We start from the raw sequence: 14,877 nt of genomic DNA on the forward strand, positions 1-14,877 counted from the left end.
ATATTATAATAAGCTATTGTTTTGCTTAATAATAAGCATTTGACAGCTTAATACTCCTCTGTCACTATTTCGCAACAAAAGTTGAGAAATCGCAAAAGTATAATGGAGGAGTGATTATTTATGTTCAGAAAAACTACCCTTGCCGTGTCGGTGTTATTGGCATTAGGCGCTCAATCAGCATTCGCAACCAACGGTATGGTCATGGAGGGGTACGGGCCCATCTCAACCGGTATGGGTGGCGCGGCGTCTGCATTAGACGTTGGAACGTCTGGGATGGCGAATAATCCTGCTACATTGACCATGATGCAAGATGGCGACCAGAAAGCTGAAGTATCCATTGGTAACTTACGTCCCGATGTTGGCGTGAAAGTGCCAACATCAGGTGGGGTTGTTTCCAGTACGTCAGACGGTGATTCCTACTTAATGCCAGCGGCTGGTTATGTGCGTAAACAAGGTAAAGTTAGCTACGGTATCGGGGTGTTATCACAGGGTGGCATGGGTACTGAATACGCTGCGGATACCCCGTTAGGTGCGGCGGCTGGTGGTGGAGCACGTTCTGAACTGGGCGTTGGTGCTGTCATTTTTCCTGTCGCGTATGAAGTGAATGATAAATTGTCTGTCGGTGGGACGGTTGATTATGTCTGGGGTGGCTTAGACATGAAGATGGGGATGCCCATCGCCGCGCCGGGCGCTAACCCCGCCGCAGCGGGAACCTTCGCTGATTTTTCACAAGGTCAACAAATTCTGGGTTCTGCCAGCGGTACTTTAGTGCAAGGTTTAGGATCCATGGTTGATCCTGCGGCAATGACAAGTACCGCTGCCGCGTTTGATTTTTCCAATGATAATGATTTTAGTGGTCAAACCAATGGCGCTGGTATCAGTGGTAAGCTTGGTGCTACTTATAAAGTAAATCCAAAACTTACGGTAGGCGGGAGTTATCGGGCTAAGACCAATATGGAAGATTTTACCGGTGATGGCAGTATGAAGTTAGTTAATCTGGCTACAGGTGCAACCGATGTCAGCATCCCCGGTAAATATACCATCAAGGATTTCCAGTTCCCTGCGACCACTACCGTTGGTGCGGCTTATAAAATGACCGATAAAACCACGGTGGCTGCCGATGTCAGTCGCATTGGTTGGTCGGATACCATGAAAGATTTCAATTTAAATTTTACAACGGCTGATGGTGCTTCCGCCGATATTTCCATGAAGCAGAACTGGGATGATCAAACAGTGGTCAAACTGGGGGTTGCTCATGATGTCGATGAGAATTTGACTGTACGCGGTGGCGTTAATTTAGCGAATAACCCCGTACCGGATGCTTACTTGAATCCCTTATTCCCGGCGATTGTTGAAAATCACGTTACGGGTGGTTTGACATACGGTGTCGGTAAAATGAGTAAAGTATCTGCTTCATTAGTTTATGCGCCGGAAGTGGAGCAGACAAACACGAATACCAACATTACCGCTACGCATTCACAGACCAATCTCCAAGTTATGTACACGTTCGATTTTTAAGTCATAAGTTGAATGAGATTTGAGTGAGGAGGAATTGAAAAGCGGGGCTAAGCCCCGCTTTTCTTTTTATGCCTTGAAACGAACAACCAAGAAAGCCCGAACGTGATTGTTCCTGATGACCTAACTACCAGCCCTTTAAATAGGTAGATCATCATCCCAAGGTTTTTTTTGACCGAGTAAATAAGCTTATATCAATGGGTGTTCATAAGTCCCAAAGGTATGTGATGGCAAGCGAATCCGCAACAGGGATGACGCCGTTGCCAACGAAATCGCCCCGTGCGCTACGCTATCGTTAGGGGAGATAATGTAATCCGGTACGCCGCACAATGTGTCGCTACTGGCATGGTATGCCCGATCAATATCATTGCCTGCTTCAAACACCGTGAAGTAAGCGTTCTGGTAGCGCTCAGCTTGGATGCGTGCGTTACGACAGGCTTCCGCAAAAGTCTTATGTGTTGAGTGATAAGTGCCATCAAGAAAAACCTTGAACATGTGAAAACTCCTGTCTGCCATTCATGTTGCTATGAGATGAAGAATAGGGGAATTGTTTGCGTCGATATGTGACAGCAAACACACAATAGGAAAAACGTTGATCAAATATTTTTTGTTTATTTTTGTTTTTATTTATGATGTTTGAGGTTTTGCAGCGGTGAAGCGTACCCAAAGAAAAAGCGGGGACATGCCCCGCTTGAAGATGCTTTGTGTATTCAGCAGGTAGCCCCATCTGCTGAATACGCAAAGACTGTTTAACGAACAACCTACTGCTCGTTTAGCCCTATTTTTATTGAGTTGTTTTTAGAAGCCCCTGGCGATCCCGACTGAATGGCGGGCGGCGGCCGCGACCAAATTACCGATGCCTGCACTGCGCTGTTCTTCACGGTTCTCGGTGATAGCACGCGCATGAGGGGTGATAATGTAGGCCGGTACACCTTTCATCATGGCTTTTTCAGTATCCAGCCCTGGCTTGGTGGTTTTACCTGCTGCAAATACCGTGACGTAGGCGCGTTGATCAAGAATGGCTTGCGTCCGTGCATAGCGGCAAGCACTGCTGAGTGTCTCGTGTGTGGAGTCAAAACTCCCGTTAATATAGACTTTAAACATCGTGTTAGCTCCCGTCGTGTCGTTTCCTGTAGGTGCAGAATAGGTAAAAAACCGCCGCTAGAATGTGATAGCGAACACACTTTTTCTTTTTTTACTCAAAAGTTTTTTATTCCCTATTTTCTTGGTTTATTAATAATAATTTAATTTATTTGATAATTAAATTTTATGATAATGCGCGAATGTGTGCAAAAAATATTTCATTCAGGTAAAATGCTGCAATGCCGCATCACACCTCACTTTGTCGGTCGCTTTCGGCAAGATTGTCGACAATCTTATGAAAAATCGGTTAAGCACCGCTAGAAATGACCGACCTTCCCGTTCTATTATCTGTACTTCCTTATCCTTAGCTCTTTGAAGGTGAATATGGTTGCGAAGAATGTAAACGTGGTGCTGGTAGGCGCAGGCACAATGAGTGCTACCTTGGGCGTGTTGCTGAAACAGCTAAACCCATTGTTGACAATCAGCATCATTGAGCGTCTGGATGATGTGGCGATGGAAAGCACCAGCGGCTGGAATAATGCCGGTACGGGTCATGCCGCCTATTGCGAATTGAATTACACCCCAGAGAAAGCCGATGGCTCGGTAGACGCCAGTAAAGCGTTTGCAATCAACGAGTCATTTGAGCGTACCCTGCAATTTTGGTCATATTTGGTGCAGCAAGAAGCCTTGCCAGAGCCGCCATCTTTCATTAATCCGACCCCGCACTTGAGCTTTGTGTGGGGTGAAAAAAACGTTGATTTTTTACGCAAACGCTTTGAAGTACTGAGCCAACACCCGATGTTCGCAGGCATGGAATACAGTGAAGATCCGGCTGTCTTGAAAGTTTGGATGCCACTGGTGATGAATGGGCGCGATCCCAACCAGCGCGTCGCCGGAACACGGGTGCTGCACGGTTCGGATGTGAATTTCGGCTCATTGACGCGCAGCATGATCGGCTATTTGCAGAACTTTGATAACGTTGACGTTCTTGTCAAGCACGAGGTGAAAAGCCTGCGCAAACAAGCCGATGGCAAATGGCGCATTGTGACCCAAGAAACCGATAGCATTTTAGACACGCTGACCCTGACGGCAGATTTTGTGTTTTTAGGCGCTGGCGGTGGTGCTTTGCCATTGTTGCAAAAATCCGGCATTGAAGAAGGCAAGGGCTACGGCGGTTTCCCTGTTAGTGGTCAATGGTTAGTCTGTAAAAAACCGGAAATTGTGAGTCAACACTTTGCCAAGGTTTACGGCAAAGCGTCGATTGGTGCGCCGCCAATGTCAGTGCCGCATTTGGATACGCGCATTATTGATGGCGAAAAAGCGTTGTTGTTTGGGCCTTTTGCCGGTTTCACCACCAAATTCCTGAAAGAAGGTTCGGTGTTGGATTTGGTCGAGTCGATCAAGCCGAACAATTTATTGCCAATGGCAAAGGTGGGTTTGAGCAGTTTTGACCTGATTCGCTACTTGGTGTCGGAAGTGATGCAGAACCATGATTCACGCATGGACGCTTTGCGCGAATATTATCCCGAAGCGCGTGATGAAGACTGGACATTGGCGAGTGCCGGTCAACGGGTACAAATCATTAAAAAAGACCCGGTGAAAGGCGGCAAGTTGGAATTCGGTACCGAGGTTATCACCGCTGCCGATGGTTCACTGGCAGGGTTGCTGGGTGCGTCTCCCGGTGCGTCGGTCACGGTGACGGCAATGTTGCAAGTGTTGGAGAAATGTTTTGCGACAGAAATGGCATCCGCTGCGTGGAAAACCAAGCTGAAGGCGATGATTCCCTCTTATGGCGAGTCGTTGGTGAATAACACCGCGTTGCTCCAAGAAGTGCGTGCATCCACATTGTCGACATTGGGTTTAATCAAATTAGCGTCTGATCATTGACTCAGGCAATGATAAGGATTGAATTAATTTTATTGTCGACAGATTGCCGGTTCATTACTATCCAATCAGCGGATAATTTTAATGGTTGTCCGACATTCTATAGAAAAAGCAAGATTCGCAGCAGCGAGCAAAGAGATGAACAACGGCTTGTCTTAGGTAACTAAGCACAGATTGCCGACATTTTACCGGTTTCGTTTACTTTTATTGATTCTGAGGAACACTACATGACAACTCGTGAAGCACAGATTGCAGCTCTGGAAAAAGACTGGGCAGAAAATCCACGTTGGGCAAGCGTTAAGCGCACTTACAGTGCGGCTGACGTAGTACGCCTGCGTGGTTCTTTGCAAGTTGATCACACGCTGGCAAAGCGTGGTGCAGCTAAGCTGTGGGATCTGGTTAACGGCGGCGCGAAAAAAGGCTACGTTAACGCTTTCGGCGCAATCAGCGCGGGTCAAGCGATGCAACAAGCTAAAGCAGGTTTGGAAGCGGTTTACCTGTCCGGCTGGCAGGTTGCGGCTGACGGCAATACCTCAGAAACCATGTACCCTGACCAATCTCTGTACGCTTATGATTCCGTACCAACCATGGTTCGCCGTATCAACAACACCTTCAAGCGTGCTGATGAAATCCAATGGGGTCGCGGTATCAGCCCGACTGACGAAGGCGGTATCGACTACTTCTTGCCTATCGTTGCTGACGCAGAAGCCGGTTTCGGCGGCGTTTTGAACGCTTTTGAACTGATGAAGAACATGATCACCGCAGGCGCGGCTGGCGTTCACTTTGAAGACCAATTGGCTGCTGTTAAGAAATGCGGTCACATGGGCGGCAAAGTGTTGGTTCCAACGTCTGAGGCGATTGAAAAACTGATTTCTGCACGTTTCGCGGCTGATGTCATGGGCGTTCCTACCGTTATTTTGGCGCGTACTGACGCTGAAGCAGCTAACCTGATCACGTCTGATCATGACGCAAACGACAAGCCATTCCTGACTGGCGAGCGTACTGCTGAAGGTTTCTACCGCGTTAAGAACGGTCTGGAACAGTCCATCAGCCGTGGCGTTGCTTACGCGCCTTACGCTGACATGGTGTGGTGTGAAACGGGCAAGCCTGACCTTGGCTTTGCGCGTGAATTCGCCCAAGCGGTACAAGCAGCTTGCCCCGGTCAGTTGTTGTCTTATAACTGCTCACCGTCTTTCAACTGGAAGAAAAACCTGTCTGACTCACAAATCGCTTCTTTCCAAGAAGATTTGGCAGCAATGGGTTACAAATACCAGTTCATCACCTTGGCGGGTATCCACGTTAACTGGTACAACAGCTTCCAGTTCGCACACGCTTACGCTCGCGGCGAAGGCATGAAGCACTACGTCAACATGGTTCAAGAACCTGAATTTGCGGCGCGTGAAAAAGGTTATACCTTCGTTTCTCACCAGCAAGAAGTGGGCGTTGGCTACTTCGATGACGTGACTACCGTCATCCAAGGTGGTTCTTCATCCGTAACAGCGTTGACTGGCTCTACTGAAGAAGAGCAATTCCATTAAGATTTGATGTTCAGACTTCGCGGTTTGAATAAGTAATCTGGAAAAGCCCGGCGCTAACACGTCGGGCTTTTTAATTTCAGCTATTGCAAGGAGATTCATGATGACATTCAAAACAGCCGACCTCTTAGACGACAACGAAGACAAGCCACTGCAAGTGGTACAACCGGGTTTCAACAACTACGGTGGTCGTTCCAAATTTGCGGGCGAAATCGTCACCATCAAGATTTACGAAGACAATTCCCTAGTACGCGAACTGGTTGCCGAAGATGGCAAAGGCAAAGTACTGGTGATTGACGGCGGCGGTTCTACCCGTTGCGCACTGCTGGGCGATATGCTCGCTGAAAAAGCCGCGAAAAACGGCTGGAACGGCATTGTCGTTTACGGTCTGATACGCGATTCCGTTGACATCGGTCAGATGGACATTGGTGTCAAAGCCCTCGGCACATTGCCGCTGAAAAGCGTCAAGCGTGGTGTTGGTTTGCGTAACGAAGTGGTGCGTTTCCACGATGTGACGTTTACGCCGGGTCAATACCTGTATTCAGATGAGGACGGGATGATCGTGTCTCCCGTTGCGCTATTGGGCGAATAACGGACACGATAACGAACGATGGATGGGGTAGAGACGCAAAATTTTGCGTCTCTACGGCGGTGTGGTTTATCAACGGCTACTTATCCAACTGGAAGTTCAGCTCGTTACTGTCCTTCTTGGCTGGCTCTGGTGGTTTCGCCGGAGCTTGCCCATCCAAACTAAACGGCAATTCGTTACTGCCTGAACTCGCTGCGGGTTTGCTGCTGCTTTCCATCTGGAAATTGATTTCTTGACTTTGTTCTACAGGTGCTTTGCCCTTATCCAAGAACGTTGTTACCAACCCCGGTGAGAACATCACAATGACCGTCATAAGCATTTGCAAACCGACCCACGGCACTGCGCCCCAATAAATATCGCTGCTTTTTACCTCTTTCGGCGCAACACCGCGTAAATAAAACAGCGCAAACCCAAACGGCGGGTGCATAAACGAAGTTTGGATATTCACACTTAAAATAATGCCAAACCACACCAACGCCGCCGTTGCTGCCGCAGGTTCACTGAACCCCATCGACACCAATACAGGGGTAAGGATTTTTTGGGCAACGGGGGCGAGCAACGGCACAAGAATGAATACAATCTCGAAAAAATCGAGAAAAAATGCCAAAAAGAAAATAAACAGATTGACGATAATTAAGAAACTCATCCAGCCACCGGGCAAGTCCGAGAACAGGCTTTCGACCCAATGCCCGCCGTCTACGCCTTGGAATACCACTGAAAACGTGGTTGCCCCGATTAAAATGAAGATGACCATTGAGGTAATGCGTGCGGTATTTTTGTAGGCTTGCTTTATTAAGCTCCACCATATTGCTGTGCCGCCGAGCTGTTTACGCCGCCAATACGCCAACAATACCGCACCCATTGCTCCCATTGCGCCGGATTCGGTCGGCGTAGCAATCCCCAGCATGATCGTACCCAACACCAAAAAAATCAGCACGGCAGTGGGAATAATCCCGAGTAACGCTTTCTTCAACAGGGCAGTGCCTTTAAGCGTGATCTCTTTTTCGGGAATCGGCGGCAACCAATCGGGGCGAATGCGGGTGAGTAAAAAGGTGTAACCCATGAACAAACCGATTTGCATCATCGCAGGAATCCACGCCCCCAGATACATCGTGCCGACATCCGCACTCGCGGTAGGCGTTTTTAACTGGTCAGCCAGAATAATCAGCACCAACGACGGTGGTACAATCTGCGCAATCGTTCCCGACGCGGCTAATACGCCCGTGGTGTAGCGCATGTTGTAGCCGTAACGCATCATCACGGGTAACGAAATCATCGCCATTGCAATCACTTGCGCTGCGACCGTGCCAGTAATTGCGCCCAGCACAAAGCTGACCAGAATCACCGAATAACCCAAGCCACCGTGTACCCGCCCAAACAATTGCCCCATCGAATCAAGCATGTCTTCGGCAAGGCGGCTACGTTCCAGCACCGCGCCCATGAAGGTAAAAAACGGTATCGCCAGCAACAATTCGTTGGCAATGACACTGCCAAAAATTCGCTGCGGAATCGCCTGCAAAAAAGACAGAGTGAAAAAGCCCATTTCAATCGAAATAAAGCCGAAAAACAGCCCGACCGCCATCAACGAAAACGCGACGGGGAAGCCGACCAGCATGAACAATACCAGCCCCGCAAACATTAGCAGGGGCATCATTTCCAAGGTAATCATTGCTCTGGCCTCTCGTAGTGGGTATCAAGCTGGATCTCGCCTTTGAGCGCGGCGAAGCGTTTCACCAGTTCCGACAAGCCTTGTAGGACTAGCAAACCGAAGCCGAGAGGCAGCATGAATTTTATGGGGTAACGCGGTAAGCCGCCGGAGTTGCTGGAGTGTTCCATGATGTCCCATGAGGGCAAAAACAGTGTTTTCCACGACAGCCATGCGAACAGGGTGCAGGCGGGGAGCAAAAATAGCAGTAGGCCAAAAATGTCGATCCACAAGCGGGCGCGGTCGGAAACGTTGCCGTAAATGATGTCTACGCGCACATGCCCGTTTTGCGCGAGTGTGTAAGATGCGCCTAGCATGACGGCTGCACCGAACAAGTACCACTGCAATTCCAGTGGCCAGTTGTCGCTGATGTCGAGGCTGTAGCGGAGTAGGGCGTTGCCTGCACTGACGACGCAGGCAAGCAGGATTAGGACGTTGGCGAGTTGCCCGAACTTGTCGTTCATCGCGTCAACGGCACGCGAAAAGGTTAGTAGCATGAAGAGTTCCCCTCACCCCAACCCCTCTCCCTCAAGGGGCGAGGGGCTAAGATGCCAATCGTTAGAGTTTTTTGGCGAATGCGAATTTGGCGTAGGATTGTTCTGCCACGCTAAACCATTGCGCTTGGTTATTGCGGAACACTTTCCAATCGTCGTAGATCTTTTTGAATTTGGGGTTGGCTTTGGATTCTTCTTCGTAAGTTTCCACAGTAGCTTTGAAGCAGGCTTCCATGATTTCGTCGTTGAACTGGCGCAATTTCACATCACCTTGCAACAAGTTAGCGAGGGCTTGCGGGTTATTCGCGTCGTACTTCGCCTGCATATCGTTGTGGGCTTGTTGGCAAGCGGCTTCCCACGCGGCTTTGTAGGCATCCGGTAATTTTTCCCACTGCTCTTTATTGACGTAGAACGACATTTGCGGGCCTGCTTCCCACCAACCGGGGGTGTAGTAGTTTTTGACGATTTTGGCAAAACCGAGTTTTTCGTCGTCGTAAGGGCCGACCCATTCCGCCGCGTCAATCGTGCCTTTTTCCAGTGCGGGATAAATTTCGCCACCGGGTAATTGCTGTGGCACAACGCCGAGTTTGCTCAAGACGCGCCCTGCAAAACCACCGACGCGGAATTTCAAACCTTCCAAGTCTTTGACCGTGTTGATTTCTTTGTTGAACCAGCCGCCCATTTGTACGCCGGTATTGCCGCCCATGAAATTGACGACGTTGTATTCAGCGAAGAGTTCGCGCATTAATTTCATGCCGTTGCCGTGCAACATCCACGCGGTTTGCTGGCGTGAGGTTAGGCCGAAGGGTACGGCGCAATCGAAGGCGAGGGCAGGATTTTTGCCGAAATAATAGTAAGAGGCTGTATGACCTGCTTCGACCGTGCCGTTTTGAATCGCATCCAATACTTGCAAGCCGGGAACGATTTCACCTGCTGCGAAGACTTTGATGGTGAATTTGCCGCCCGTGATTTTAGCCAGTGCCGTTGCGAGTACGTCGGATGCGCCGAAAATGGTGTCAAGTGATTTGGGGAAGCTAGAGGTTAAGCGCCAACTGACGGTGGGTAAATCGGCAGTAATCGCTTTTGCCGCTTCATCAGCAGCCAAAGCAGCACCAGAGGCCGCCACCAGTGCCGCAGCACCCGCAGCGGTTTGTTTCAGAAATGAACGACGTTCCATAGTTTCTCCTCTTTCTCGTTTGTAGTGCAAGGTGTGAGTGTAGCGCATATAATGCGCGGTTTCGATTACCACAACGGGAACACTTAAAACATGGCACAGTCTGTCAACAAAGTCGTGTTAGCCTACTCCGGCGGCTTGGATACTTCCATCATCGTGCGGTGGCTGCAAGAAAATTACGGGTGCGAAATCGTCACCTTCACCGCTGACATCGGTCAGGGCGAAGAAGTCGAACCTGCGCGTTCCAAAGCCTTGGCAATGGGCATTAAACCGGAAGAAATCTTTATCGAAGACCTGCGCGAAGAATTCGTGCGCGACTACGTGTTCCCGATGTTCCGCGCCAACACCATTTACGAAGGCGAATACCTGCTGGGTACGTCCATCGCCCGCCCATTAATCGCTAAGCGTTTGATTGAAATCGCGAACGACACGGGAGCGGATGCGATTTCCCACGGCGCAACCGGCAAAGGCAACGACCAAGTGCGCTTTGAACTCGGTGCTTACGCGCTGAAGCCGGGCGTAAAAGTAATTGCCCCTTGGCGCGAATGGGACATGAATTCCCGTGCTGATTTGATGGCGTATGCGGAAAAGCACAATATCCCCGTCGATTTCAAAAAGGCTGGCAAAAAATCCCCGTACTCGATGGATGCTAACCTGCTGCACATTTCTTATGAAGGCGGCCCTTTGGAAGATCCGTGGTTTGAAGCCGAAGAAGACATGTGGCGCTGGAGCGTTTCGCCAGAAACTGCACCAGACAAGCCTACCTATGTCGAAATCACCTTCAAAGGCGGCGATGCGGTAGCGTTAGACGGTCAAGAAATGTCCGCCTCTGCCATCCTCGAAACCCTCAACAAATTGGGTGGTGCAAACGGTATCGGGCGTTTGGATTTGGTGGAAAATCGCTACGTCGGCATGAAATCACGCGGCTGCTACGAAACCCCCGGCGGCACAATCTTGTTGCCTGCGCACCGTGCCATTGAATCACTCACCCTCGACCGCGAAGTCGCGCACCTGAAAGACAGCCTGATGCCCAAGTACGCCGAACTGGTTTACAACGGCTACTGGTGGAGTCCTGAGCGCAAAATGATGCAAACCATGATCGACGCATCGCAAGCCTTCGTGAACGGCACAGTGCGCATGAAGTTGTACAAAGGTGCGGTCACGGTTGCTGGTCGCAAATCCGACGACAGCTTGTTCGACGCACGCATTGCCACCTTTGACGATGACGGCGGCGCGTACAATCAGAAAGATGCGGAAGGTTTCATCAAGCTGAATGCGCTGCGGATGCGAATTGCTGCGGTCAAGGGTCGTTAATTCCTGATGGAAGCACGCTTGGAAAAATTGGAACTCCTGTTCATGGAACAGGAGCAAACGCTCGAAGCCTTAAGTCGCCAGATTTACCTGCAACAAAAAGACATTACCTCGGCGTTGCTGGAAATCGAACGGCTTAACGAAAAGCTCAAATCCATCACCCCATCTGCCGTCGGTAGTCAGGCGGATGAAACTCCACCCCCGCATTATTGATGTCTGATCGCTATCAATTGGTGCAAACCCCTGCACGGCTGGAACTACACGATACCCACGACCCCAAAGTGGGTGCGGTGTACGTCGATTTCGTGGAAGGCAAAGCCCAACACCGCCGTAAATTCGGTGGCGGCAAAGGGCAGGACATTGCCAAAGCGATTGGTTTACACAAATTCAAACACCCGCAGGTGATTGATGCAACCGCAGGTTTAGGGCGCGAATCGTTCGTGCTGGCGACGTTGGGTTGCACGGTGACGTTGCTGGAACGTTCGCCGGTGGTTCATGCCTTGCTTGCCGATGGTTTGCAACGGGCGCTGGCGAGTGATGATCAGGAAACGCTGGAAATTGCTTCGCGCATGACCTTGTATCCGGCAGATGCGCACGTATGGCTAACAGAACTTCCGGCAGTGGCATGGCCTGATGTAATTTATCTCGACCCCATGTTTCCCGATCGGCAAAAATCCGCTTTGGTACAAAAAGAGATGCGTTTTTTTCACGAAGTAGTGGGAGCCGATCCCGACAGTGATGGATTGTTAGCATTGGCTCAGGAACGCGCTAAGCGGCGGGTCGTCGTTAAGCGCCCACGTCACGCGCCTGAATTACACGGCTGTAAACCGGCTTTTGTCATCAGTGGTAAAACCGTGCGTTATGATGTTTATTTAGGCAAGGCAACTGCGCAAGAACACGCCCATCAGGAATAAAATACCGACCCATGCCATGACTCTGAGAATGACGCGGTATAATTGACGTTTTTCATGTGTATTCATAAGGTCGTGTCGTTGTGAAAAAAGATCATTTTCTGTTAATCGCCAGTGTGTCAGGAATGCTCGCAGTTGCATTAGGGGCATTTGGTGCACACGGTTTGGAAAAATTAGTCGATGCGAGGATGTTGCAACGTTTTCATACCGGTGTCGAGTACCAGTTTTACCATTCCTTGGCATTATTATTGATTAGTATTTTATATAAACAGATAAAAAATAAGTATGTTTATTATGCCGGTTGTGCATTTTTGTTAGGCATTGTGTTGTTCTCTGGTAGTCTCTATCTGTATGTTTTAACAGAAATTAAAGCATTCGTGCTGGTAACGCCCCTAGGTGGGCTTAGCTTTATTGTGGGATGGGTGCTACTGGCTTTTTCTGCAAAAAACAGTGCCTATTCAGAGAAAAGATAAGATAAATTTATTTCTTATTGCCATCAATTGCGTTATGATTTTTTTAGGATGGGTGCTGGTAGCGTGGGTGTCACAACGAAATAGATAAGCAAACCCTATACTAACTGGCTAACTGTAGTTAGGTTATTCTTGGAATATGACCATGAGTTATACACCGTTTAAATTTTTTGGTAAAAATTCACGCGGGCGCGATTTTGTCGTCGGTGATATTCATGGCTCTTTTTCAGCGCTAGAACGGCTGTTGCAGCGTATTGATTTTGATCCTGAGGCTGATCGGGTGTTTTCGGTCGGGGATCTGATTGATCGTGGTGCGGAGTCGCATCGCGTGATTGAGTTTCTCAACCACAGTTGGTTTCATTCAATCATGGGAAATCATGAACGCATGTTGCTGGACTCAGAATACAACGCCGCAGTGTTGGAAAACTGGACTCGCTACAACGGCGGTGCTTGGTGGAAGCGTGTCCCTGAGCATATTCGACCGCGCATTCGCAATGTGTTGGCGCAATTGCCACTGGCCTTTGAGGTATCGACGGCGAACGGGCATATTGGCATTGTTCATGCTGATATTCCGACGGGGATTCCTTGGCATCAATTCATCCGTTCGTTGGAATCAGACCCCGATATGGAAGAATACGCGCTGTGGTCGCGCAATCGCTACAAACATTTCAAGATGATGGGGCGCACTGTGGCTGTCGATGGCATTGACTTGGTGGTATTTGGGCATACGCCAGTCAGTAAGCCGTTACACACCGCGAATTTCTATTATATTGACACCGGTGCTGCGTTGTTAGATGACAAAGCTTTAGGCACATTAACCTTGTTGCAAATTCATCCGGTGATGGCGTTGCATCAATTGGATGTGCGCACTGAGGAAGATGTTCACGCTCCGGCGTGATTATTAACCGAACCGGCACAAAAAAGGGCGGATGATATTCCGCCCTTTTTCGCATTTACCGTTACCCAACACATTCACCTCTCAGCAACTAGCGCTTACGGCTGCACCAATTGTGGGACGTGGAGGGAACATCGTGGCAATCCGGCTGGCAATCGTGTCTTGACGGCGCGACACTTCGCGGATTTCAGGGCGATTGATGAAACTGGCTAAGGTCAAATTATCCAAAAATTCATACAAACGTCCGCTCAAATCTTCCCACAGTTGATGGGTTAAGCATTTCTCACCACCGTGGCAATCTTTAGTGCCAAGGCAACGGGTTACGTCAATGTTTTCGTCTACCGCATTAATGATTTCCGCGATGCTGATCTGGCTGGAAGGGCGGCCTAAACGATAACCACCGCCTGGGCCGCGCACCCCTTCCACTAAACCTTCTTTACGCAACTTTGCAAACAATTGCTCAAGATAAGACAAAGAAATGCCTTGGCATTGTGAAATATCTGCCAGCGTGACAGGGCCTTGATGATCGTGAATCGCCAGATCCATCATGGCAGTGACCGCGTACCGACCTTTTGTTGACAGTTTCATGGAGATGCTCCTTAGCAGTGTGACTGCGTTTTAAATCCCGACTGAATTACTCAGTATCTTAAATAAACCTAGCGTACTAGTCAAGAATATTTGTACGTTTAAGTTATACAAAAGATAGACTGTGTTAAGTAGCATTAGTATAGGTATGCGCAACAAATATTGCAAAAGCTGTACACGGTTGTTTCACAGTATTAACCCTAGGTGAAACAGTGCCCCTGTCGGCGTAAGTAATTTGTCCACTTGTACAAGAATCTGTTCATGCGCCACCGACACAGTAGCATCGTGTCTAACTCTTTATTCCAATACTGTACAGGGTCTTCGGTCAGTCGGCAGCGGTGACTCACCACCTCAGCTTGGCGCGAATCGTGGTAAACCCGAATCAGCATATCCGGGCGGTTGTCTTTGGCATTATGGCTTTCGTCAAACAAATACGTCAGCATCAACGTGCTGGTATGAGACGTGTGATCGAGAATCGTGAGTGAAACCGGAATGCCGTTTGCCACCCGTGATACCGTTGCTTGCGGTAAGATACGTATGTCGCCGCATAATAGACGCAACTGGATATAATTTATTTCGTACATTTCCATCAGCGCGGCGAAAGATTTTGGGCGTGGCGCGAAGGTGGCGGGTTGTTCTTTGACTAACATAAATCCATAATGACTAAATGATTTGTGCGGCTGCGATGCTGTGCAGATGAAGTCTCGAATCCTAACAAAAACCTAC

At 49.2% G+C, this 14,877-nt stretch carries 16 protein-coding genes; 9 read left to right on the plus strand and 7 right to left on the minus strand.

The features are described 5' to 3' along the window. Positions 1–120: 120 nt before the first annotated feature. Positions 121–1,518 (plus strand): OmpP1/FadL family transporter, encoded by a 1,398-nt coding sequence (locus HMY34_RS15505; protein ID WP_202716348.1) that lies wholly within the window; start codon positions 121–123, stop codon positions 1,516–1,518. Between the two features lie 186 nt (positions 1,519–1,704). Here HMY34_RS15505 and HMY34_RS15510 read toward each other — a convergent pair whose 3' ends face one another. Next, positions 1,705–2,010, minus strand: a complete 306-nt coding sequence (locus HMY34_RS15510) for a hypothetical protein (RefSeq protein ID WP_202716349.1) — start codon at positions 2,008–2,010, stop codon at positions 1,705–1,707. A gap of 303 nt (positions 2,011–2,313) precedes the next feature. Next, the gene (locus tag HMY34_RS15515; RefSeq protein ID WP_202716350.1) at positions 2,314–2,619 is read right to left on the minus strand and encodes a hypothetical protein; all 306 of its coding nucleotides are present in this window, start codon (positions 2,617–2,619) and stop codon (positions 2,314–2,316) included. A gap of 363 nt (positions 2,620–2,982) precedes the next feature. Here HMY34_RS15515 and mqo point away from each other — a divergent pair, with 363 nt between their 5' ends. From mqo to rraA, 3 genes are all read left to right on the plus strand, one after another. Then, positions 2,983–4,485: a malate dehydrogenase (quinone) gene (gene mqo / locus HMY34_RS15520; RefSeq protein WP_202716351.1), complete on the plus strand. Its 1,503-nt coding sequence runs from the start codon at positions 2,983–2,985 to the stop codon at positions 4,483–4,485. Between the two features lie 224 nt (positions 4,486–4,709). Beyond that, positions 4,710–6,020 carry an isocitrate lyase gene (gene aceA, locus HMY34_RS15525; RefSeq protein WP_202716352.1) on the plus strand — a complete coding sequence of 437 codons (1,311 nt, stop codon included), beginning with the start codon at positions 4,710–4,712 and terminating at the stop codon, positions 6,018–6,020. 100 nt (positions 6,021–6,120) lie between these two features. Next, positions 6,121–6,609, plus strand: coding sequence for a ribonuclease E activity regulator RraA (gene rraA / locus HMY34_RS15530; RefSeq protein ID WP_407701835.1), 489 nt, complete (start codon positions 6,121–6,123; stop codon positions 6,607–6,609). 76 nt (positions 6,610–6,685) lie between these two features. Here rraA and HMY34_RS15535 read toward each other — a convergent pair whose 3' ends face one another. The 3 genes from HMY34_RS15535 to HMY34_RS15545 all read right to left on the minus strand — a co-directional run bounded on the left by HMY34_RS15535 (position 6,686) and on the right by HMY34_RS15545 (position 9,982). After that, positions 6,686–8,275, minus strand: a complete 1,590-nt coding sequence (locus HMY34_RS15535) for a TRAP transporter large permease (protein WP_202716354.1) — start codon at positions 8,273–8,275, stop codon at positions 6,686–6,688. Further along, the gene (locus tag HMY34_RS15540; RefSeq protein WP_202716355.1) at positions 8,272–8,808 is read right to left on the minus strand and encodes a TRAP transporter small permease subunit; all 537 of its coding nucleotides are present in this window, start codon (positions 8,806–8,808) and stop codon (positions 8,272–8,274) included. Before HMY34_RS15540 ends, HMY34_RS15535 begins: the two co-directional genes overlap by 4 nt. 61 nt (positions 8,809–8,869) lie before the next feature. Next, positions 8,870–9,982 (minus strand): TRAP transporter substrate-binding protein, encoded by a 1,113-nt coding sequence (locus tag HMY34_RS15545; RefSeq protein WP_202716356.1) that lies wholly within the window; start codon positions 9,980–9,982, stop codon positions 8,870–8,872. A gap of 90 nt (positions 9,983–10,072) precedes the next feature. Between HMY34_RS15545 and HMY34_RS15550 the strand changes: the two genes are divergently transcribed. The 5 genes from HMY34_RS15550 to HMY34_RS15570 all read left to right on the plus strand — a co-directional run bounded on the left by HMY34_RS15550 (position 10,073) and on the right by HMY34_RS15570 (position 13,569). Then, positions 10,073–11,293: an argininosuccinate synthase gene (locus tag HMY34_RS15550; protein ID WP_202716357.1), complete on the plus strand. Its 1,221-nt coding sequence runs from the start codon at positions 10,073–10,075 to the stop codon at positions 11,291–11,293. A gap of 6 nt (positions 11,294–11,299) precedes the next feature. Continuing rightward, on the plus strand, positions 11,300–11,503 hold the full coding sequence (locus HMY34_RS15555) for a SlyX family protein (protein WP_202716358.1): 204 nt from the start codon (positions 11,300–11,302) through the stop codon (positions 11,501–11,503). Then, complete coding sequence (locus HMY34_RS15560; protein WP_202716359.1) at positions 11,503–12,204, plus strand: class I SAM-dependent methyltransferase; 702 nt, start codon at positions 11,503–11,505, stop codon at positions 12,202–12,204. Before HMY34_RS15555 ends, HMY34_RS15560 begins: the two co-directional genes overlap by 1 nt. An 80-nt stretch (positions 12,205–12,284) precedes the next feature. After that, the gene (locus HMY34_RS15565; protein WP_202716360.1) at positions 12,285–12,674 is read left to right on the plus strand and encodes a DUF423 domain-containing protein; all 390 of its coding nucleotides are present in this window, start codon (positions 12,285–12,287) and stop codon (positions 12,672–12,674) included. A gap of 142 nt (positions 12,675–12,816) precedes the next feature. Then, positions 12,817–13,569: a metallophosphoesterase gene (locus HMY34_RS15570; protein ID WP_202716361.1), complete on the plus strand. Its 753-nt coding sequence runs from the start codon at positions 12,817–12,819 to the stop codon at positions 13,567–13,569. A gap of 81 nt (positions 13,570–13,650) precedes the next feature. Here the strand turns inward: HMY34_RS15570 and HMY34_RS15575 are convergent, their stop codons facing one another. Both HMY34_RS15575 and HMY34_RS15580 read right to left on the minus strand, forming a co-directional pair. Continuing rightward, on the minus strand, positions 13,651–14,154 hold the full coding sequence (locus HMY34_RS15575) for a Fe-S cluster assembly transcription factor (protein ID WP_202716362.1): 504 nt from the start codon (positions 14,152–14,154) through the stop codon (positions 13,651–13,653). Between the two features lie 197 nt (positions 14,155–14,351). Continuing rightward, the gene (locus HMY34_RS15580) at positions 14,352–14,801 is read right to left on the minus strand and encodes a DUF1249 domain-containing protein (RefSeq protein WP_202716363.1); all 450 of its coding nucleotides are present in this window, start codon (positions 14,799–14,801) and stop codon (positions 14,352–14,354) included. Positions 14,802–14,877 lie beyond the last annotated feature (76 nt).

It is taken from the genome of Thiothrix subterranea (genome assembly GCF_016772315.1).
Classification (GTDB): Bacteria; Pseudomonadota; Gammaproteobacteria; order Thiotrichales; family Thiotrichaceae; genus Thiothrix; species Thiothrix subterranea.

What these genes read in the sequence shown, in the direction of transcription:
- HMY34_RS15575 (WP_202716362.1), bottom strand. Translation starts at nt 14,154, where the DNA reads ATGAAACTGTCAACAAAAGGTCGGTACGCGGTCACTGCCATGATGGAT.
- HMY34_RS15540 (WP_202716355.1), bottom strand. Translation starts at nt 8,808, where the DNA reads ATGCTACTAACCTTTTCGCGTGCCGTTGACGCGATGAACGACAAGTTC.
- HMY34_RS15580 (WP_202716363.1), bottom strand. Translation starts at nt 14,801, where the DNA reads ATGTTAGTCAAAGAACAACCCGCCACCTTCGCGCCACGCCCAAAATCT.
- HMY34_RS15505 (WP_202716348.1), top strand. Translation starts at nt 121, where the DNA reads ATGTTCAGAAAAACTACCCTTGCCGTGTCGGTGTTATTGGCATTAGGC.
- HMY34_RS15510 (WP_202716349.1), bottom strand. Translation starts at nt 2,010, where the DNA reads ATGTTCAAGGTTTTTCTTGATGGCACTTATCACTCAACACATAAGACT.
- HMY34_RS15555 (WP_202716358.1), top strand. Translation starts at nt 11,300, where the DNA reads ATGGAAGCACGCTTGGAAAAATTGGAACTCCTGTTCATGGAACAGGAG.
- HMY34_RS15560 (WP_202716359.1), top strand. Translation starts at nt 11,503, where the DNA reads ATGTCTGATCGCTATCAATTGGTGCAAACCCCTGCACGGCTGGAACTA.
- rraA (WP_407701835.1), top strand. Translation starts at nt 6,121, where the DNA reads ATGACATTCAAAACAGCCGACCTCTTAGACGACAACGAAGACAAGCCA.
- HMY34_RS15515 (WP_202716350.1), bottom strand. Translation starts at nt 2,619, where the DNA reads ATGTTTAAAGTCTATATTAACGGGAGTTTTGACTCCACACACGAGACA.
- HMY34_RS15550 (WP_202716357.1), top strand. Translation starts at nt 10,073, where the DNA reads ATGGCACAGTCTGTCAACAAAGTCGTGTTAGCCTACTCCGGCGGCTTG.
- HMY34_RS15545 (WP_202716356.1), bottom strand. Translation starts at nt 9,982, where the DNA reads ATGGAACGTCGTTCATTTCTGAAACAAACCGCTGCGGGTGCTGCGGCA.
- mqo (WP_202716351.1), top strand. Translation starts at nt 2,983, where the DNA reads ATGGTTGCGAAGAATGTAAACGTGGTGCTGGTAGGCGCAGGCACAATG.
- HMY34_RS15535 (WP_202716354.1), bottom strand. Translation starts at nt 8,275, where the DNA reads ATGATTACCTTGGAAATGATGCCCCTGCTAATGTTTGCGGGGCTGGTA.
- aceA (WP_202716352.1), top strand. Translation starts at nt 4,710, where the DNA reads ATGACAACTCGTGAAGCACAGATTGCAGCTCTGGAAAAAGACTGGGCA.
- HMY34_RS15570 (WP_202716361.1), top strand. Translation starts at nt 12,817, where the DNA reads ATGAGTTATACACCGTTTAAATTTTTTGGTAAAAATTCACGCGGGCGC.